A 21,058-nucleotide genomic window follows, 5' to 3' on the forward strand; every position below is an offset into this window, starting at 1 on the left:
AAAACAAAATAACAGTAGCATAATCATCCAACCGCTAACTTCCCAGCCTCATGCCACATTTCACTTGGCATGGGGTTGGTTAACTCCCACGTTATATTCATTGGCTGGCTACCGTTGTGGTGTTGGTATTTAACCTCGCCGTAGTTTACAAATCCCATAGTTCTGCCGTTTTCATCTTTGCCTTGTTCGCGCACAAATAACAGGATGGTTTTGCCTGTTTTTTGGTGCTGAATATAACTAAGGCCACGGCCGTGTTCTGGGCGGGCGCTGTTTTGCGTTTGCCAATGGAACAAAGTAGGGCTGATTGCGTAATCGTGATACAGCGTGGTGGGCGAGTAGGTTTTTTCGCATTTGTTGAGTGTTACAAATAACAGCTCTAGGTTTTGGTTTTTAAATTCTAAAACACCTTCGCGGGCGGTCGATTTTTTATCAAACGAGTGCGCCCCAAATGCTGCGAGTATTTGTTGGCGTGTGTAGCGACTGTGTAATTTTATGGCGTGATTAGGTAAACATACCAAATCACTTTCTTGCTGGTGAATACGGTTTATTAATAGCGTAATTACTTGTGCAAGTTCGTGTTGTAACTCTTTATGTTTAAGTGCTTGTAAGCTTTGTTCAAGGGTTTTAAACCCTAAACTTGTGCCTGTGCTATCCCAAAAGTTGTAATGCGCTATAAGCGCGTACTGTTGGTTTTGTGGTGTTGGCATAAAGCTAAAGTCGTTATTACATAAATCACGTAAAAAGCATAAATAACTGAGTGAGTCGCAGCCGAGTAATTGAGTGTTTATAGAGCGGTAATACGCGGCGTAAATATCGCCTTGTTCTGCTGGAATTTCATCGCCTTTAAGCCAGTGCCAGCCGCCGAGCTTTTTATCTTTTGGTTTGTATATATCTTCAAGAGTAACTTGCGGGTTTATACGTAAAAAATTACTTAGCGTAAGCGCGTCATTAGTATGCTGTGGATAGCTATTTATCAGCTGCTGTAAACGGCGTTTAGAGTTTATAGCTTGCTGAATATTTTTTAATATTGTTTGTTGTGTGCGTTTTTGTAGCTCAATACGGCAACCCAGCGGTAAATGCGGGAAGTTGTTTTCTATCTCAGTTTTTATTGGTTGGTTGCTTTTACCAATGAGTGCGCGAAATTTACTGGCAAAGTCGTATTCTGGGCGGGCATTACCTACAAAATCGAGTACAGTACAGCATTGCTTTTGGCTGTTGTCGGGCAGGCGCAGTCCACGGCCGAGTTGCTGCAAAAACAATGTTAGGCTTTCAGTTGGGCGTAAAAATAATAGTGTATCGACTTCTGGAATATCGACGCCTTCGTTAAAAATATCAACCACGCAAAGTATTTGTATTTCGCCTTGGCGCAGTGCTTGCTGTTTAGCCGCGCGCTCATTGGTGTTTTTGCTGGTCAGCACATCGGCGTTTATACCTGCTAAGTTAAATTTTTTCGCCATAAATACAGCGTGATCTTGGCCTACACAAAACGCGAGTGCCTTTATTTTTTGAACATTGGTAACGATATCAGCAAGGCTCGATATAATTTTGTTAGCGCGGTTGTTTTCACCTGTATAAAGGTTACTTAGCTCGGTTATATCGTAACGGCCGCCTCGCCATGTTATTTGGCTTAGGTCGGTGTCGTCATCCAATCCAAAGTATTGAAATGGGCATAAATGGCGTTGGTTTATAGCCTCAGGCAAGCGAATTTCAGCGGCTATTACCCCACAAAAATCATCGAGTATATTTGCACCATCTTGTCGCTCTGGTGTAGCGGTTAAGCCAAGTAATATTGCGGGCGTAAAGTGGTTTAATATTGCGCGATAACTAGCAGCGCTTACGTGGTGTACTTCGTCTATTACTATGTAGTCGTAGTAATCATGCGTTAAATTAAGCGATTCAATTTGGCTATTAAGCGTTTGGATTGATGCAAATAATTGGTTATAGCGTTGTGGTTTGTAGTTACCTACCCACAGCTCACCAAAGTCGTTATTTTTAAGCACACCACGGTAAGCGCTTTGCGCTTGTTTTAGTATTTCTTCACGGTGGGCTACAAACAAAAAGTGAGCATTTGGGTTTTTATCGTAAACAGTTTTAAAGTCGAACGCCGATATTATGGTTTTACCTGTGCCGGTTGCGGCAACTACTAAGTTTTTAAAACGATTATGTACGCTGCGCTCAGCACTTAGCTTTTCTAAAATAGCGAGCTGATGCGTTTTTGGTGTTATATCAAAATAAAACTGGCTGCTTGATTGCCCAACACCGCGTTGTTCGTTAAGTGAATTAATGAGCTTTTCTTTACACTCAACAGCGCCTGTAAATAGCTCGAAGTCTTTTGATTCCCAGTAGGTTTCAAACGTACTTTTGGTTTTAGCTATGATGTGCGGGATTTCTTGTGCGGTAATTTTTAAGTTCCATTCAAGGCCGCTGGTAAGCGCCGAATGCGATAAGTTAGACGAGCCAATATAGCCAGTATGAAAACCCGTATTGCGCATAAATAAGTAGGATTTAGCGTGTAGGCGTTCTTGCTGATTATTATAACTTAGCTTTACTTCGGTATTTGGCAGGTTTGCTAAAAACTCAACGGCTTTAGCATCCGTTGCGCCCATGTACGAAGTAGTAATAACTTTGAGCTTATTGCCGCTTTTAGTAAACGCTTCAAGTTCATTTTTAAAAATGCGCAGCCCCGTCCATTTTATAAATGAGACCAGCCAGTAAATAGTGTCGGACGATTTAATCTCGCGCTTTAGCTCGGTTTCGAGCGATATACCTGCATTAGCACCGCTAAATAATTCGCTTTGTGTAAGCCCTGTGAGTGGGAATATATCGGCAGAGTACTCTTTAAGATTGGCTGCAATTGGGTTTTGGGTATTAAACAGTGCGGTAAGTATTCGGCCTTGGCTGTCGATAAGGTTTTCGTTGATTAATGCGTCATCGCGAATATGATCTTTAAGCCAAAGTACAAGGCTATTAGCTAGGCTAATTTGTTCTTGTAGGCGCTCGTTTGAGTTAGGAATGGCATTTATTGCATGCTCAACAAGCTTACCTAAAAAGCGTGAAAGCCATGTTGCGGCTTCAGCCGTTTCAAGCTGGCGCTCGCCAACATAAAATTGATCACGATTTAAGTTTTGCTCAATTACTTGCGTAATTAACTGCTCATAAATACCAATTTGCTGCATTAAAACCACTCCCTGTTTGCGAGTGGTTAGTTTACTAAAAAGTACATTGTAAACAAGCATTAACTCATTATTGAATTGAAGGCTGTTGCTTAGGCCGCTCCCCCGTGATCACACCCGAAATTTAATTAATGATGAGTAATTAACAGCATGGATGCTGTTAAAAGCGTAGCTTGGCCAAGGATGGCCTATCTACGCTAGTTACGTTCATATCATTAATTTAAATTGAGGAGATAGTGTGATCATCGGGGCGCTGTGGGGTTCCAAGGGGCGGTCGGCGGTATCCGCCCCTTGGTTGCCATCGCCAATGCGATAATTAGGTATGTATTATTCTAGAAACATAGATATGATTGAAATATAGAAAAATTAATTTAAGGGATTAAAGAATGAACTTATCTGATGTAGTAGTAGAAACTCTGAACGACTTTAAAAAGAATACAGGAATTCTGTTACCGGTAACAAAATTTATTGTAAGTAATACTTTGCTTTTGGGTGTGCTATTAGTGCTTCCATTTAAAGTGTTGTTTTGGATATACCAAATAGGTTATTTATCCACGTTTGGCATAAACTACGAGCTGCTTACAAGGAGTAGTGTTAGCGCTCAAGGCTTGTGGGGAGAGTTATTTACGTCATTTATTGACGCATTTGGACAGTTAATATCACTTTTTTTATTCGGATTTTTTATAATTTTTATCTATGGTTCTATTAAAAGCTATTATTTATTGCACAAGAAATTAAAGCTATTTAGATTTAAGCCGAAAATTACCCATCAAGAGTTTAAAGTTATTATTAAAAGAAAAAATCCATATTTTAGAAAGTTTAAAGTATGGTGTTATATCGGCGCTAATAGATTTAAAAATACATTTCTATTTGCTTATGCCTCATATTTTATGTCAGCACTTTTTCTTATCGTCTTTATTTTGTTTTGTGTCTTCGCTAATTATATTCATGGTCAGGGGCAAGAACGTTCCGAATCTAGATTGAATAAATTTCTAGTGGAAAGCTTATGTAACGATGGTTGGGGGCAGTCTGGTTGTTATAAAGTAACTAAAGGCAGTGATGTTTTTGAAGGGAACTTGATAGCTATGAATGATAAGAGTATCTATTTTATTACTAAAAGTGAGCTATTAATATTACCTAGAGATAAGGATGTCATTATATCAAGAAGCTTGATTAAGAAAGCAAAAAAAAATGATGATGATGAAAAGGCAGATGAAAACTCCTGATTAGCCATTTAAGTTACTCAAATTATGTATAAATTTAATATACCTAACTCTAAGTCCATCGACAAATTTAGCTTAAACGCTACAGCTAAGACATCCCCCCGTGATCACATCCGAAATTTAATTAATGATGAGTAATTAACAGCATGGATGCTGTTAAAAGCGTAGCTTGGCCAAGGATGGCCTATCTACGATGGTTACGTTCATATCATTAATTTAAATTGAGGCGATAGTGTGATCCTCGGGGCGTAGTGGGTGACGAATGACCAAAGCGTAGCTTTGCAGCTTGAGGAAGTGGAAGCATGGATGCTGACAGGAACCCGGCTTCAGGGATAAATTATTAGCAGCAGAGCTTATTTGAAGAAAACCGCCCCTTGGTTGCCATCGCCAACGCGATATAAGTAAATTAAAAGCGCGAGATAAATTCCGGCTTACAATTTAAAAGCTACGCTTTTCGCGCGAGCAAGCTGAGCGCCTACAAGTGTTTAGGCAGGCTTATTTAAAAGCCAAAGCGCGATATAAAATTGCACCTACGGATTTGATGAAAGTTGTGTTTGCAATGATGTAGGTGAGGTTTTATACCTGGCTTATAAATACATTTTTTACCACAGAAAAGTGAATTATTGTTCTATGTAGCGCTTAAAAGTAATGAGGCAATTAACTCTACTATTCGCCTCATTACATGAGGCAAATAAATTGTTATTCGCCTCACCATGTGAGGCGAATAGGTGTTTAGGTGAGCTTTGTAGAGTTGATTGGGGTAATGATCTAGTTACTAGAGGGCAAAGCGCGATGTAAAATCGCGCCTACAATTTAAAAGCTTCGCTTTTCGCGCGAGCAAGCTGAGCGCCTACAGGTGTTTGGGTGAGCTTTGTAGCGTTGATTGGGAGTTATGAACCAGAGTTACTAGAGGACAAAGCGCGATGTGAAATCGCACCTACGGTTTTGTTCTGTGCAGTGGTTTAATTATTGTAGGTGAGGTTTTATCTATGAATCTTTGTTTAGCTCTGTAATCGCTTTAATACTAAATGCGTGCATAGTTATGTAGTGTTGCTTTTTAATGATTGTTTTAACGATACTTTGATCAATATTTAAGTAATCGTGAACAAGAGCATTTCGTAAGCCTATAATTTTACGCCATGACAGTAGTTCTGCCTCGCTCAAAAAGCCTAAATTAGTAAGTTCGCTAAATGTTTGATAGGCGTTGCTACTGGTACTACTTTTGTGCTGCTTAAGCCAATGCTTTGATAAGCCAATACACACCTCGGTCATTAACTGTAGTAATCGCTCTGCAGCTCGGTAGTCTCTGCTATTAAGTGAATCGATTTGACTGAGTTCGTCGAGTTCTTGCATATATTCGTCAATATGGCGTGTTACTTCACTTAAATAAAGTGTAATTCCGGTATCAGTCATGTTTACTCGCTATGGTTTCAAATTCGAACTGGCTATATATACGCTGCTGCTCTTTCATCGCTCTAACACTATTATTGCTTATAATTATTTTTCCATATTCAATAACATTGAAAGCTAAATAACTTGGAATAATATTTATATCAACAATCGAAATAAGTTGTTCATTAAGGTTAAGTGCATTACTTATTTCAAGCTCAAGCTCTTTTGGCCTAAGGCGTTTATCGAACGATTCCAGATCAAAGTTTTTAAATGCTATGGCTAAGTCAATGTCACTATGAGGCTGAGCTGTCCCTTTTGCGTGGGAGCCATATAGCCAAACTACATCAATGTCGGTGTTTTGATGTAAATACTCAATTATTTTTTGTATAACTTCATTTGTCACGAAAAGTAACCATTGATAAAAACAGTAATAATAACCTATCAGTTTTATAGTGAACATTAAAACTGATATTTGTTTTATTTAATTTAAAAGCTTCGCTTTTCGCGCGAGCAAGCTGAGCGCCTACAGGTGTTTGGGTGAGCTTTGTAGTGTTGATTGTGGTGTTTGAATTATTGTAGGTGAGGTTTTATACCTCGCATGGTGTTTTTATAAGAGCAAAGCGCGATGTAAAATCGCACCTACCATTTAAAAGCTTCGCTTTTCGCGCGAGCAAGCTTTGCGCCTACAGGTGTTTAGGCGGGCTTTGCAGTGTTGGTTGGGAGTTATGAGCCGTTACTAAAGAGCAAAGCGCGATGTAAAATCGCACCTACAATTTAAAAGCTTCGGGTACCTATTACTCCAGCCGCGTTACTTTCACTTTTATTTTACCTGCATTAGCGCCATAAAAGCGGCTTAGGTCGTTTGCGAATGGGCAAAACTCGCCTGATTTATCTATTTTAATGTCGGCGCCGTTGGCTATTTCAAAAAGGTGGTCGTCGTTTTTATTTACAGCACCAATGAGTGAAAACCATTGTGCGCGAGGAAATCGTCTAAATGGTTCGAGTACGGCCATTGGGATTTCTTTTACGCCAAGTTGTACGTTGTCGCGGTTCCAGCCTAATGGCGTGCACTTTATGCCATCGTCAAACCAGTATTGATTTGGGTATGGGGTAAAGCGGTACGTAGCGCCTTGCTCTAGCATGAGCCCGGTTGCGTTGTATTGCTCAGAGGCAAACACCATTACATCTTGGCTTTGGTTAATGCTCAGCACACTCATGTTTTGATTAGCCAGTTCTATGTGTTGGCTTAAACCAATAAAACTGAGCGTGGTGTTGTCGTTGTAGCTAATTTTGTAATGCAGTTTTTTAAGCGATTCTGGGCGATAGCTGGTTAGTTTATTAATACGTTCGGCTACGCTGTAGTGCACTAAAGGCTCAAGGTTGCTGGCTTCGTCATCAATTAATATATAGCACTGCCTATCTACTAATTTAAAAAACGGGTTAAACCAAAAGTAATTTTGTTGGTGACTTAATGCGAGCGGATCGGGCGTTACTGTTACGTCATCTTGTGCTACTAAGTTGCTATCGGGGAGTAGGGTTTCGTAATCTATGTCGTGGCTAGTGAGTAACGATATATTAAGCGGTTGTTCTATTAACCACTCAAGTGCATAGCGCAAGCTAATATCGGCTAGGCCATCGCGGTAGTAACCGCCGCCAATGTCTGAATGCGCACCTGCAAACCATAGCTCGGTAATATTGTTTTGATGGTTCATGAGTGTGGGTTCAAAGGCGCGGCGTTTTTCGTCAAGGGCTACGCAGTGCAGCGCGTGAGTAATATTGTTGGCAATGGTGTGGTTTTCAAAAATAACGTGTTCTGCGCCGCGTGTAGCTTTACTTACTTTAGATAAACCAATAGAGGCGACTGTATCAAACACACATACATACACGTTGTTGCTTATTAAGGGCTCTAAACATTTAGCAAAACGTCTGGCAAGCGCAGCGCCTCGGCTAAAGCCCGTTAGCAGTATGGTATCGCCTATTAGGTAGTGAGCTTTAAAGTCGCTTAACGCTTGATTTAAAATACTGGCTACGTCGTCACCACGAGGTGCAAGGGTTTGGTTTAAAATGCGTTTAAGGCGGCTGCCTTTAGTACCAATACCTTGATAATAAAAACTGAGTTGGTTTGAAAATGGAGTAACGGGGGAGTCTTCTAATTTACCGCCAAGCAGCAAATGCAGTTTTAGAATATTTGTAATATTAGAGTCTTCTTTAAAATGATCTGAGCTAAATTGTTCTGCGTCACGGGGCTCGTTTCCTGTGCCGTCAAAGTTAAAAATTAGCGTTTTACCCGTCATAACCCAATTCCCTTAGTTGTTTTAAATACTCTACACAGACAATGTTAAAAATTAAAGACAGTGATCACGCTCACTGTCTTTAATTTAGTATATATAGATTAGTGCAATTTCATTTTAGGACGCACTACACGCAACACTTTTTCGCTTATCCATAATGCAAAGGTTTTTGCGCTGCCATGTATGGCGCGTTGGTGCATACGGTATAAAGATATATACATAAAGCGGGCAATTTTACCTTCAATAAAAAAGGTATTGCTGGTTAGGTTACCCATTAAGTTACCCACGGTGCTGTAACTCGATAAGTTAACTAGCGAGCCATGGTCGCTGTATTTAAAGCCGCGTAGTGGTTGCTGCTTTAATGTTGCGATTAGATTTTTTTCGACGCATAACGCCATTTGATGCGCCGATTGTGCACGAGGTGGTACTTGCTTGCCGTCGGCTTGGGTAAATGCGCAGCAATCGCCTAATACAAAAATGCTTTCGTCAACGGTGCTTTGTAAAAACTCATTTACTTGAATTTGATTGCTACGAGTAAGCTCAAAAACACCTAAGTCTTTAATAAAATCAGGTGCTTTTACGCCTGCCGCCCACACCATTATATCGGCATCAATGTGTTCTTCATCTTTGGTGATAAAGCCTTGTGCGGTACCTTCTTTTACTTGCGTTTGCTCGCGCACGTTTACGCCAAGCTTTAATAGCTCACGCTTGGCACTAACGGCAATACGCTCTGGTAATGCAGGTAAAATACGCGGGCCAGCTTCTATTAAATGAATATGTAAACGCTTAGACGACATATTTGTTAAGCCATAAAGCTTTAATAGCTCAGACACATGATAAAGCTCAGCTGAGAGTTCAACACCCGTAGCACCGCCGCCTACAATGGCAATATTAAGTGATTGCTGTTGGTTGTCGTCTTGGTGAAGGCGCGTAAAGCTATCTAGTAATGAGTGCTGAAAGCGCTCTGCTTGTTGGCTTGAATCTAAAAAGTAGCAATGCTCTTTTATACCTGGGGTATTAAAGTCGTTACTTACGCTGCCAATGGCAATAACAAGGTGATCGTAACGAACTGTACGCCCAGGTAAAATAGTATGGCCTAACTCGTCGTTTAATGGGGAGAGGGTGATTGTTTTATTGCTTTGGTCTATATTGCAAAAAGTACCAAGTTGAAAACGATAATGATGTTTTGCGGCATGGGCTGAATACACAACGCCATCTAAATCAGGGTCAATAGAGCCTGTCGCTACTTCGTGCAGTAACGGCTTCCATATGTGGGTACGGTTTTTGTCTATTAACAGTATATCTGCTTGTTTTTTTTTCCCTAGCTTATGCCCCAGTTGGGTTGCAAGTTCTAATCCGCCAGCACCACCGCCAATAACGACGATTTTAGGTATTGTAATACTCATAACGTTGCCCTTAAAAATAATATACCCAAGTGATCTGTATTTTTTATTAGTTTTTTAAGGTGACTTGGGTATCAATAAATTATTTTGGCAACAAGTAGTTACTACTCATTTTATGGGTGCCTAGTTTGCGCCTAAATAAAACCGATGTCAGCAATAAATAATGTTATTTGTTGTATACTTATACCCAAACCGTCTCAATATGCAGAATTCAGCGTTTCACAGGGGCTTAATATCAAGGCGTTACTTTGCAAGAATGGCAGCCCCCTTTTAAGAAGTAACAACGATGAGAGTAAGTGCCTGTGAAACGCCCAATGGGTTGGTTTAAAAGCGATTTATACTGCGTTATTGATTTTAACAATAGAACCACTATTATTTGCAATCAATGCCTTGCCTAAATCGCTTTTAACTCCAACTGAAACTCTCATCTTGAGATGGTTTGGGTATACATGCAAATATTTCATACACACCGAGTTGCAAATATTTTATCTACACCGCATTTTTATAAGCATGACTATTGTTTAGCCATCAAAAGGACATTTATGACCACGCCACTAATTCAATCACTTGAGCAGCACTTTGGTTTTAGCCAATTTAGAACAGGGCAACAACAAACTATAGAGCAGCTTTTAAATGGTCAATCGTCGTTGGCTATATTTCCGACCGGCTCGGGTAAATCGTTGTGCTATCAATTAACTGCGTTGCATTTACCAAATTTAACCTTAGTGGTTTCGCCTTTACTTGCATTGATGAAAGATCAAATTAGCTTTTTAAATAGCAAAGGTATTTACGCGGCAAGCCTTGATTCGAGCCAAGATCAAATGCAAAGCAGCACCGTAATGAATGATGTGCGAAATGGTAAAATTAAAGTATTAATGGTGTCGGTTGAGCGCTTTAAAAACGAGCGTTTTAGAGAGTTTATAAGCCAAGTGGCGCTTTCGATGTTAGTGGTAGACGAAGCGCACTGTATATCAGAATGGGGCCATAACTTTAGACCCGACTACCTTAAACTACCGCGTTACCGCGAAGAGCTTAATATTCCTTTAGTGTTGTTACTTACGGCAACGGCCACTAAAAAAGTAAAACGCGATATGGCAGAGCGCTTTGCTATATCGCCTGAGTGCATTGTGCAAACGGGCTTTTACCGCGCTAATTTAGATTTAAGTGTACTGAGCGTTAAAACCGCCGATAAAAACACCGAGCTTACCAACATTGTGCGTGCGCAAAATGGCCCAGGCATTGTGTATGTAACGCTACAGCAAAGCGCTGAGCAAGTTGCTAATGTGCTAAGTGCGCAAGGTATTCATGCGGTTGCTTACCATGCAGGGCTTGAAGATACGCTACGCTGGCAAATTCAAGATGACTTTATGGGCGGTAAAATTAACGTTGTTGTGGCAACTATAGCCTTTGGTATGGGCGTTGATAAATCTGATATTCGCTTTGTTATACATTACGACTTACCAAAATCGATAGAAAACTACAGCCAAGAAATTGGCCGAGCAGGGCGCGATGGCAATCCATCAAATTGTTACACGCTTGCTAACCTAGACGGCCTAAATACGGTTGAAAACTTTGTATATGGCGACACGCCAGAGCTTAGCGGTATTGAATATGTAATTAACGATATTCGCCAAAGCCACCAGCAATGGGAAATGCAAGAATACAGCCTATCGAGCGAAAGTAATATTAGGCAACTGGCCCTTAAAACCTTGTTAGTACAGCTTGAAATGCAAGGCGCAATAACGCCGCAATATGCTTACTACGCCGATTTTAAATACAAATTTTTGGTTGATAAAAACGAGCTACTTGGTCATTTTGATGAGCAACGCCAAGCATTTTTAACACAAATATTTAGCCATACCGATTTTAAAAAAATATGGGGCACGCTAAATTTCGACTCCCTTACGCAAGCTGCGCAGGTTGATCGAAAACGCGTAGTGGCTGCTCTTGATTACCTAGCCGAAAAAAACCTAATAACGCTCGAAACCAAACGTATTACCCAAGTATACAAAGTGCATGGAGAGGTTATAAATAACCCAGAACTTGCCCAGCAACTTCATGATTACTTTACCGACAAAGAACAGGCCGAAATTAAACGTATTGCTGCACTGGTACGCTTTTTTGAGCTACAAAGTTGCTTAAGCTATAACTTAGCGCGCTATTTTGACGATCAAAATGCACCTGAGCAATGTGGGCATTGTAGTGTGTGTAGAGGTCATGCGGTTAAGCTTGAATACTCTATAGAGCCTGCATATATTGACGAGCAACTTATTTATCAAAAGGTAGATGAATTTTTAGCGCATATGGCAGGCAAAGGGAATCATAGTGTGGGTATTGAAACCCAATGCCGCTTTTTAGCAGGGATGAGTGTGCCGTTATTTGCGCGTAATAAAGTGCGCCAGCTGAGTGGTTTTGCACTGTGTGAGCAAATGCGTTACAGCGATATTAAAGCAAAACTACTAGCGCGTTAAATTAGTTACTGTATCCTAGTGGCTTATTCAAAAAAGTAAGCCACTATGCCTCATATTGTTATTCCCGTTGAAAATATTTCTACTACCCCAGAGCCAGTTACCTGTGCTAACTGCCAAGCCTGTTGTTGCCAATTAGAAGTGCGCATAGTAACCGACACCGGCGTGCCTTTTAACTATATAGAATACGATAAATGGGGCAGCGAAGTAATGAAACGCGCTGACGACGGTTGGTGCCAAGCACTCGACCGCAATACGCTTATGTGCTCTATTTACGAAAACCGCCCATTAGTATGTCGCGAGTTTGAAATGGCGTCGGGTGAGTGTATTACCGAGCGCGATTTAGCGGGTATATAGTCCGCTATTATTAATGTACATAAACAACAAAGGGGCTTAAAAGCCCCTTTGTTTATTGCTTACTATAAAAATTAAACTTTAAAGTAGCTAATATACTTTTTAAGCGTGTTTGAAAGGTCAGCTAATGCAACGGCTTCTTGTGCGTTACTGTTAAGCGACATGCTGGTTTCTTTGGACATACTGGCAATTTCTTCAACGCCGGTACTAATTTGCGCCACGGTGGCTACTTGGTTTGATGTTGATTCAACAATTTCAAGCACGTTACTTAATGAGTCGTTAGCTTGTTGCTGTATTTGATGCAGTAACTCGTTTGCTTCGTGAGTAAGCGTTAGGCCATTTTCTACTTGTGGTACTGTGGTTTCCATAGCTGTTACCGACGCTTGCGTGTTTTCTTGTACTTGCAAAATCATCTTTTCAATATCGCCTGTTGCATCACCAGTGCGCTGGGCAAGTTGTCTTACCTCGTCAGCAACAACAGCAAACCCTCGGCCTGTTTCGCCTGCTCTTGCAGCTTCTATTGCCGCATTTAGCGCAAGCAAGTTTGTTTGATCGGAAATACTGCGGATCACACTTAAAATATCGCCAATGTGTTTTACATGTTCTTGCAACACGTTTACTTGGGTAACTGTGGCTTTTACGGTTACTGAGATTTGCTCAATTTCGGCCGCTACTTTTTGCACTGCAATACTACCTTGCTGCGATAATTGCGCGGTTATTTTTGAGTTATCTTCTGTTTGCCTAACTGAGTCGGCTACAGCATGGATACTACGGCTCATTTCTTCTAGGCTGCTTACTGCCGAGTTTGTATAAGTTACTTGTGCGTCAGCGGCACTAAGTGCTTGCTGCGAGCCAGACGCTACGCTTGCAGAGTGAGTAGAAAGCTCTTCAGATGAGTTAATAATGCTATCTACAATGGTTTTTAATTTAGATTGCATAACCCCTACAGAAGCCATCATGCTATTTGGGCAACACGACTGTACATCACCTCTTAAGTCGCCTTGCGCAATAAGGGCAATTACTTCAGCAGCTTCTTGTGGTTCGCCACCTACTGAATTTCTGATCAGTTGGCTAATAACATACGCAACGCTTGTGCCTATTAAAAAGGCAAGCGCGGTGAGCGAAATCATCCAAATTTTAAACGAGCTGGCAATATCGAGAGTATCGATAGTGGTGGTTTGATTTGCTTGTTCTTGTAGGTTTATAAATTGGTTTATAACATTTAGCCACTGGGTAAACGCAGGGCGTGCATCGGTCAATAAAATGCGCTCAGCTTCGTTTAGGTTTCCTGCATTTTTAGCGTTTATTACACCTTGAATGAAAGGTTGAGTGCGCTGCTCTATTTGATTTATTTTATTAATTAGAGCGCGTTCTTCACTATTCATATTACCCATTAGCTCGGCCATAGATCGGCTTGACGTTTGGTAAAATGCGTTTAGCTCTTTTATGCTCTTTAACACGGAGCTTAAACTGCTTTGATCGGTAATTAGCACTACATCGCGCACGGCTATTGCTCTGTCGTGTACACTGCCTCTAAAGTTAATTGCGTAACGTTGCTTTACCGAATTTACGTCGGTCATGTGGGTAATGTTATTATTAATGAGGCTAACGCGCGAAATGCCAATAATGGTTAAAATAAGCATCATTGATAAAATTACGCCAAAGCCGGTCGTTAAACGCATGTTTATGGTCATGGTTGATCCCAAGTGTGAGTCAATACGCGCAAGAGCAGCTTGTATTATTAGTGATTATTCTAAAACAATAGCAGCATTATGCCTTATTAATTAAAGTTTTATTAGCAATAAGGGATTGTTTGTTAATTTAGTTTACAAGCGTAACTTTAATGGGGAGTGTTTTTCAGGCATTAAAAAAGGGGCTAAATGCCCCTTAGTGTTATATAAAAATATTATATAAAAGTTTAGTCGTACTTTGCTTCTAGCTCATTAGCTGTATGAAACTTCTCATGACTTTGTAATTGCTCGTCGTATTTAACGAGGTTTTTAAAGTGCGCTAATTGACCTGAGTTTTTAACTATTTCAACAATAAACGACATCATAAAGTCAGCGCCCGTTAGGGTATCGCCCACTAAATAACGTTTACCTTCAAGACGGTCGTTAAAGTAGCTAATTACTTTAGCTGTTTCAGCGTCGGCATAGCCTTCTAGAAACTGTGTTTTAGCGCCGTCTTTTAGTACAAACATTTTAAGTAAAAGCGGTAAAATTGCTGAGCTTTCTGCAAAGTGCAGCCATTGCTGGTAGTCAACATATTCAGCGGTATCTACTTTTGGAGCAAATTTACCGTTACCGTATTTAGAAATAAGGTAGTCGGTAATAGCGCCTGATTCAGCAATAATTAAACCGCCATCTTCAATTACCGGTGACTTGCCAAGTTGATGAATATGCTTTAGTTCGTCAGGGGCTAAAAATGTGTCTTTATTACGCTGATAAGCCACAATTTCGTAGTCAACATTTAGCTCTTCTAAAAGCCAAATTACGCGTTTAGAACGGGATTTATTTAAATGGTGTAGTTTAATCATGTCAGTCCTTTTGTGGCTTGTAAGGGCTTTGCCTTACAAGCCGTATAAAATTAAAGTGGGTTATTAATTTTAACCACAGTTTTACCAAAGTTTTTACCGCATATCATATCGTTGAACGCGTCTACTGTATTTTCGATGCCTTCTACCATGTGCTCACGGTATTGAATTTTTCCGTCTTGTAGCCATTTTTGCATGTCTTGTGCAAACTCGTCGTAACGGTCGCCGTAGTCATCAAAAATGATAAAGCCTTGCATTTTAATACGCTTAGTAAGCAATTGACCCATTAGCATACCTAAACGGTCTGGGCCTTCTGGCAAGCTAGTTGCGTTATATTGCGATACTAAACCACACAATGGTACGCGTGCTGCGGTATTTAGTAATGGTAGTACGGCGTCGAATACTTTACCGCCCACATTTTCGTAGTAAACATCAATGCCTTTATCACAGGCTTTTTCTAACTGCTCTGCAAAGTCATCAGCTTTGTGATCAATACAGGCATCAAACCCTAGTTTTTCAACGGCGTGTGCACATTTTTCGCTACCACCAGCAACACCCACTACTTTACAGCCTTTAATTTTAGCTATTTGACCAACCGTTGCACCTACTGGGCCTGTTGCTGCTGCAACAACTACGGTTTCGCCTTCTTTAGGCTGGCCAATATCAAGTAAACCCATGTAAGCAGTAAAGCCAGGCATACCCATAATACCTAATGCGTATGAAGGGTTTGCAGGCTCTTTACCTAACTGCATTAAGCCTTCACCATCGGTAATGGCGTAGTCTTGCCAACCTGTGTAGGCAAGTACCCATTCACCGATCCTAAACTTATCGTTTTTAGACTCTTCTACTTGGCACACTGTTGCGCCAACCATTACATCGCCAATATTAACTGGGTCAGCGTACGACTTAGCATCACTCATACGACCACGCATATACGGGTCTAGTGATAGGTAAATAGTACGTAGTAAAACTTCGCCGTCTTTTAATGCAGGAAGCTCTACCGTTTTTAATTTAAAGTTTTCATCTGTTGGAGCGCCATTAGGGCGTGATTCAAGAGTAAGTTGGCGACTAGTCGTAGACATATAAGATCTCCTATTAATATAAATAAACTACTTACCGAATGTTTACGCTTTAAAAATCGTGTTCAGCTAAACAATAATGCGCGGCTAAGCAGTATGAATATGTACAATGCGTACCTTAATAAAGGAGTTTTGGGCGGGTGGTTGATAATTCAACCTTTGCGCAAATTTAATTAGAGTAATTAGTCTGCTTTGAGCTTACTAAATATATGATTGTTGTAAAATACCCCGTTTTTATAAATGGCCTGTTTAAGCACAGCCTCTTGCTCAAAGCCACTTTTAATAAGTGCTTTCATAGAGCCGGTATTACCAGCAAACACAGCGCCAAAAATTCTGTTTATGTTGGATTGCGCAAACGCTTCATTGCATATAAGTTCAATAGCGCGAGTAATAATGCCTTGCCCCCAATAGGCTTTATTTAGCCAATAACCAATTTCGCCACTGTGGCTGTATTCAAATTCGCCGGGAGTTATGCCAATACAGCCGGCAAATTGCCCATTAACCTCAATGGCCTTAGCCGTTGCATCAATTACGCCGTTTTTTGAGCCTTGGTTTATCCACCAATCAGCATCGGCTTGCGTATACGGAAACGGAATTTTTGACGATAGAAAACGCGTCACCTGTTCATCATTTAAGGTGCTAATAATAAAAGGCGCGTCTTGGGCTTTAAACTCTCTGAGGGTGATCATATTTTTTCATAAATTTTTAGTATGCACACTAACTTAACAATCATTTAAACGTTAAACAATCAGAACCTAAATTAAACTCTTTACGGCTATTACTTTGTTTTAAAGTCCTCTAATATAAGCAAAATATTACACCTATTTTAGATGCCATTATGCACCCTCACATTAAAGCACTTTATAACAGCGCCCAAAAGCCAAGCCGTTTAATTATTGGTTTAATGAGTGGTACCTCGTTAGATGGGCTCGATGTAGCGCTTTGCAAAGTAACGGGCGCGGGCTTAAATACACACATTGAGGTTTTAAATTTTACCACCGTTGACTACAACGACGATTATAAAACTAAAATAAAGCAGGTATTTGCTAAGCGAGAATGTGATTTAGAGCTTGTAACTTTACTGCACCCGTGGGTAGGTAAACTCCATGGCAATATGGTTAATCAGTGCTTAGCTAAGTGGAATATAAACCCAGCAAGTATTGATGTAATAGCAAGTCACGGGCAAACCATTTATCACTGCCCGCAGTCGCAGCATAACCACAAAAGCTTTACTAATGGCACCTTACAAATTGGCGATAGCGACCAAATAGCCGTTACTACGGGTATTACTACCATTGGTGACTTTAGGCAAAAACACATAGCCGCAGGAGGCGAGGGTGCACCACTTGCTGTGTATGGCGATTATTTGTATTTTTCGAGCGCTGTGGAGAGTCGGGTTTTACTAAACATGGGCGGCATAGCTAACTTAACGTTTTTACCCAAAAATGGTGATGCAAACGGCGTGTTTAGCTCCGATATTGGCCCCGGTAATACCATTATGGATGCCTACGTACAGCAACATTTTAAAGATATGCATTATGACGATGGCGCAAAAATAGCAAAAGTAGGCAAGGTAAATACACCATTATTAAATGCATTGTGTAATAACGCATTTTTTAACCTCCCAATGCCTAAAACCACAGGGCCGGAGGTATTTAACTTAGCGTATTTAAACGCCGCACAGCAGCTTACAAATACTCACCATTTAAGCCATGAAGATGTAATGGCCACCTTAAATACCTTTACTGCAACCGTAATAGCAAACGCATTAAACGAGTGTGCAGAGCGCACACAAAATTGTGTGGTGTATGCAAGTGGTGGCGGTATTCATAACCCGTTACTAATGGCGCAACTTACAGCGCTTTGTCCATGTATTAAGGCTTTTAAAAACACCGATGATTTAGGCATAAATCCCGATGCCAAAGAGGCCGTACTATTTGCCATTTTAGCCAACGAATGCCTAGCAGGAGAGCAGCAACACCTAAGTAACACCGCACAAGGTATTGCGGGAGTTACTATGGGTAAAGTAAGTTTTGCAGACTAACAACTTATAAGTCGCGTAATTTAAGTGCAGTCAGCACTAAAACAGCGATAAAAACGTAGAACCCATACTCGCAAAGTAGCTACGAACGCCCTGTGACTTGGTATGTTCAGTTTTTATTTGCTCAGGAATATAGCCTTGCTCAAATGCTTTAATGTACACATCGAGTTGCTGGCTTTCTTTTAAGGTCGTGTTTTTTCCATGCAGCATCATTTGCACTACAAAACACTGGCTTTGTGTAATGTTATTTAAAGTTAGGTTTACAGTACCAGATTCAAGGTCTGCATTGCTCAGCGTTTTTTCAGTAAAATACTGCGCCCCACGCGCACTGGGCTGCGTTGCACTTAGTGAAATAACATCGCTCTCATTTGCGCCATCAGGCAACACACATTGCAGCGTAATGTTATGCGCAGCATTGGCTTTTAGCGATAGCTTTTCATATTCCATAGCGTGGCTCATCGCCGCAGACATAGAATCATCAAATGATTGCTGTGCAAATGTTAGTTGCACTAAGGGTGTACTCATCTTACTTAGTCTTCTTGAGTCTATTCATTTATCGGATAGAGATTATCGCGGATCAAAGTTACAGATTTATGACTAATTGCATTAATTAGTACAATTATTGAGTAGTTTGATCAAAGAGGATCTTTGTTGAAGTTTTATAATGCTAGAAGGTGATTCTAGGTGATATTTCTAAAGATACGTTCTTAAATACGTTAAGTAATTTAGATATTCATTTACACCAAAATTCATTGATGGCTTGAATGTATTAAAAATTATAAATTCAATAACAATTAGCGAGCCTATTGCGCATTCATTATATTTTTAAGTTTTTATTACGATAAAAAAGCAGATACCTAATTAGCATCTGCTTTTTAATTTTTAACGAAGAATATTTAATTAAGCTTGAGGTTTAATTAAGTACTTCTCGCCTGTTGCTTGTTTAGAATAAGCGGCAATTGACTGTAAATGTAGTACCTCAGCTAATGACACTTCGTGCGTGTAGTTGCTCGCAAATGTAGTGGTAATTTCATCAGCAACGCGTTTGCGCATTTTCATTACTGTATCTGTGCCTAATTTACCTAAAGCATTAAATAACAAGAACCCGTTTACAGCCCAAGCAAAGCCAAAGTTACGGTTTAATGTAATAGGGCCGCGGTCTAGTGCGCCATAAATGTACACTTGTTTAAATGTATCAGAGCCATAAATTGTGTGCTCTTTCATATCGCGCGCAGCTGCAACTTCCATACAGTTAAGTATGTCACTTGTTAGTTGGCCGCCACCAATAGGGTCGAACGCTATAGTTGCACCGGTTTCGATTATTGCAGCTGTTAGGTCAGCAAGAAAAGTGTCGTTGCTTGAGTTAACAATATATTTTGCACCCATATCGCGCAGTAATTTTTCTTGTTCTGGTTTGCGAACAATATTAATTAAATCAACGCCATCGGCAATACAAATACGGTTTAGCATTTGGCCAAGGTTAGAAGCTGCAGCAGCATGAATAATGGCTTTATGGCCTTCAGCGCGCATGGTTTCTACCATTGCAAGTGCGGTAAGTGGGTTAACAAAAGATGATGCACCTTCTTTAGCAGTGGTCCCTTCTTTTAGCTCTAGGCAACTTTGTACATTGGCACATATAAATTGACGATACGTACCGCCGCCAATTACTGCAACGGTTTTACCCATTAATGCTTGTGCGGCTGGTGATGAGCCTGCTGCCACTACGGTGCCTGCGCCTTCATTTCCTACGGGCGTTGCTTTTCCAACACGGGTTTTAAGTGATGGCATAAATTGAGCTGGAACATCGGCAGTAATTACCGGGTCTTCATCAGTACCCGATTGCTTTGCAGTAGACATATCAGCTGCGCTGAATAAAACGCCTAAGTCTGATGGATTTAATGGTGCAGCTTCAATGCGAATAACCACTTCATCGGCATTCGGCTTTGGCATCTCGATGTTTTTTAAGGCAAGTGTTAGTTTATTGTCTTCGCTGATAGTTGAAGTAAGTTGGATATTTTTATCTGTCATAGGTGTCTCCTGCAAAGAATTAAATTTGTTAAGCCAATCACATTATTGTATTGGCGATACTGTATTAGGGCGTTTTGACCTTTGCGGATTGAAATTTGTTCAATCCAAGGAAGATTAAATCGCGGCGCGAGGTTTGTAACCAAGTGGGCTAAGTAAAAACCGAGTAACAAAGAGTTTATCGTTCCTAGAAAGAACCCAACGGGCAGCGCATGTTTGGCATTTATGCTGCGTTATCGCCTATTTATGGGGAATAACCACACATCATAGGCTCTGCCTTGCCTAAAAACCAAACATACTGCTGCAAATTAACCCACCAAAGATCAACACGCCCTAGTAATTAAAATTTAGAATAGATACTTTTATAGCTACGCGTTATTTTGCGTTTGCTGCTTGAATTTGCGCTTTCACTTTTTGCATAAATTCAGCCATATTTGATTGGCGATCGGCCTCTATGCTTTGGGCAATGGCTAATTGGCTCATTGATTCGTTCCACTCTTTCATGCCGGGTACTTGTGCAAGTACATCCCAATCAAGCTGGCTTGAGCCAAAGGCGCTAACAATGGTGTTTACGTAATAAACGTAAATGTCTGCCATTGTAAATTGCTCGCCTGCAATCCAAGGTGAAAACTTACACACGCTACTCAAAGCGGTTACGCCACGCGTTAATACTTGGCGTACTTCGGCTTTAGTTGTTTCAGGTACTTCAGCGCCTGAAAATACATAAGGGATGAACCGTCTGCTTGGCAGTTCAAAATAAAGCTCTGCCATTTTCATAATTTGACGTACAACTGCGCGCTCACCTGCATCTTTAGGATATAGCGGGGTTTGCGGGTACGACTCTTCTATAAAGTCGCAAATAACACTCGACTCTGAAATATTAAGGCCGTTAGCTGTTGTGATTGCAGGCACTTTGCCTGCAGGGCTGATTGCTAATAACTCTTCACTTCCGCCGTAAACAAGGTGTTCTTTAAATGGCAGTTGTTTGTGTAAAAGTACATGTTTAACTAGGTTGTAATAGTTGCTAGCAGCAAAACCGTGCAAAGTAATCATAAGTCAGCTTTCCATCATTAACG

16 protein-coding genes are annotated in these 21,058 nt (G+C 40.6%); 4 read left to right on the forward strand and 12 right to left on the reverse strand.

Annotated elements, in window-relative coordinates; all coding sequences use genetic code 11:
• Window positions 1–23: 23 nt before the first annotated feature.
• Complete coding sequence (locus I6F43_RS17870) at window positions 24–3,176, reverse strand: DUF3427 domain-containing protein (RefSeq protein WP_197103405.1); 3,153 nt, start codon at window positions 3,174–3,176, stop codon at window positions 24–26.
• A gap of 383 nt (window positions 3,177–3,559) precedes the next feature.
• Here I6F43_RS17870 and I6F43_RS17875 point away from each other — a divergent pair, with 383 nt between their 5' ends.
• Window positions 3,560–4,399 carry a hypothetical protein gene (locus I6F43_RS17875; RefSeq protein ID WP_197103406.1) on the forward strand — a complete coding sequence of 280 codons (840 nt, stop codon included), beginning with the start codon at window positions 3,560–3,562 and terminating at the stop codon, window positions 4,397–4,399.
• Between the two features lie 984 nt (window positions 4,400–5,383).
• Here the strand turns inward: I6F43_RS17875 and hepT are convergent.
• From hepT to I6F43_RS17895, 4 genes are all read right to left on the reverse strand, one after another.
• Window positions 5,384–5,809 carry a type VII toxin-antitoxin system HepT family RNase toxin gene (gene hepT, locus I6F43_RS17880; RefSeq protein WP_033037879.1) on the reverse strand — a complete coding sequence of 142 codons (426 nt, stop codon included), beginning with the start codon at window positions 5,807–5,809 and terminating at the stop codon, window positions 5,384–5,386.
• The gene (gene mntA / locus I6F43_RS17885) at window positions 5,802–6,191 is read right to left on the reverse strand and encodes a type VII toxin-antitoxin system MntA family adenylyltransferase antitoxin (protein WP_197103407.1); all 390 of its coding nucleotides are present in this window, start codon (window positions 6,189–6,191) and stop codon (window positions 5,802–5,804) included. The genes hepT and mntA overlap by 8 nt, the downstream gene beginning before the upstream one ends.
• Window positions 6,192–6,582: 391 nt before the next feature.
• Window positions 6,583–8,082, reverse strand: a complete 1,500-nt coding sequence (locus I6F43_RS17890) for a phospholipase effector Tle1 domain-containing protein (RefSeq protein WP_197103408.1) — start codon at window positions 8,080–8,082, stop codon at window positions 6,583–6,585.
• Between the two features lie 98 nt (window positions 8,083–8,180).
• Window positions 8,181–9,485, reverse strand: a complete 1,305-nt coding sequence (locus I6F43_RS17895) for an NAD(P)/FAD-dependent oxidoreductase (RefSeq protein WP_007583476.1) — start codon at window positions 9,483–9,485, stop codon at window positions 8,181–8,183.
• A gap of 539 nt (window positions 9,486–10,024) precedes the next feature.
• On the opposite strand from I6F43_RS17895, the gene I6F43_RS17900 reads away from it, so the two are divergent.
• Window positions 10,025–11,953 carry a RecQ family ATP-dependent DNA helicase gene (locus I6F43_RS17900; RefSeq protein WP_197103409.1) on the forward strand — a complete coding sequence of 643 codons (1,929 nt, stop codon included), beginning with the start codon at window positions 10,025–10,027 and terminating at the stop codon, window positions 11,951–11,953.
• Window positions 11,954–11,998: 45 nt separating this feature from the next.
• Window positions 11,999–12,307: a YkgJ family cysteine cluster protein gene (locus I6F43_RS17905; RefSeq protein WP_010554993.1), complete on the forward strand. Its 309-nt coding sequence runs from the start codon at window positions 11,999–12,001 to the stop codon at window positions 12,305–12,307.
• Window positions 12,308–12,378: 71 nt separating this feature from the next.
• Here the strand turns inward: I6F43_RS17905 and I6F43_RS17910 are convergent, their stop codons facing one another.
• The 4 genes from I6F43_RS17910 to I6F43_RS17925 all read right to left on the reverse strand — a co-directional run bounded on the left by I6F43_RS17910 (window position 12,379) and on the right by I6F43_RS17925 (window position 16,605).
• Entirely contained in the window at window positions 12,379–13,998 is a 1,620-nt protein-coding gene (locus I6F43_RS17910) for a methyl-accepting chemotaxis protein (protein WP_197103411.1), read from the reverse strand.
• Between the two features lie 224 nt (window positions 13,999–14,222).
• Window positions 14,223–14,840 (reverse strand): glutathione S-transferase family protein, encoded by a 618-nt coding sequence (locus I6F43_RS17915; protein ID WP_007583466.1) that lies wholly within the window; start codon window positions 14,838–14,840, stop codon window positions 14,223–14,225.
• Window positions 14,841–14,890: 50 nt separating this feature from the next.
• Window positions 14,891–15,919, reverse strand: coding sequence for an NADP-dependent oxidoreductase (locus I6F43_RS17920; protein ID WP_101216278.1), 1,029 nt, complete (start codon window positions 15,917–15,919; stop codon window positions 14,891–14,893).
• A 179-nt stretch (window positions 15,920–16,098) separates the two neighbouring features.
• Complete coding sequence (locus I6F43_RS17925; protein WP_197103413.1) at window positions 16,099–16,605, reverse strand: GNAT family N-acetyltransferase; 507 nt, start codon at window positions 16,603–16,605, stop codon at window positions 16,099–16,101.
• 149 nt (window positions 16,606–16,754) lie between these two features.
• Here I6F43_RS17925 and I6F43_RS17930 point away from each other — a divergent pair, with 149 nt between their 5' ends.
• Window positions 16,755–17,960 (forward strand): anhydro-N-acetylmuramic acid kinase, encoded by a 1,206-nt coding sequence (locus tag I6F43_RS17930; protein ID WP_197103415.1) that lies wholly within the window; start codon window positions 16,755–16,757, stop codon window positions 17,958–17,960.
• Between the two features lie 36 nt (window positions 17,961–17,996).
• On the opposite strand, the gene I6F43_RS17935 is transcribed toward I6F43_RS17930, so the two are convergent.
• The 3 genes from I6F43_RS17935 to I6F43_RS17945 all read right to left on the reverse strand — a co-directional run bounded on the left by I6F43_RS17935 (window position 17,997) and on the right by I6F43_RS17945 (window position 21,035).
• Complete coding sequence (locus I6F43_RS17935) at window positions 17,997–18,482, reverse strand: hypothetical protein (RefSeq protein WP_197103418.1); 486 nt, start codon at window positions 18,480–18,482, stop codon at window positions 17,997–17,999.
• Between the two features lie 375 nt (window positions 18,483–18,857).
• Window positions 18,858–19,985, reverse strand: a complete 1,128-nt coding sequence (locus tag I6F43_RS17940) for a zinc-binding dehydrogenase (protein ID WP_169044091.1) — start codon at window positions 19,983–19,985, stop codon at window positions 18,858–18,860.
• A 372-nt stretch (window positions 19,986–20,357) separates the two neighbouring features.
• Window positions 20,358–21,035, reverse strand: a complete 678-nt coding sequence (locus I6F43_RS17945) for a glutathione S-transferase family protein (RefSeq protein WP_010554985.1) — start codon at window positions 21,033–21,035, stop codon at window positions 20,358–20,360.
• Window positions 21,036–21,058 lie beyond the last annotated feature (23 nt).

The organism is Pseudoalteromonas sp. NZS71_1 (assembly GCF_015864305.1).
GTDB classification, from domain to species: Bacteria; Pseudomonadota; Gammaproteobacteria; order Enterobacterales; family Alteromonadaceae; genus Pseudoalteromonas; species Pseudoalteromonas arctica.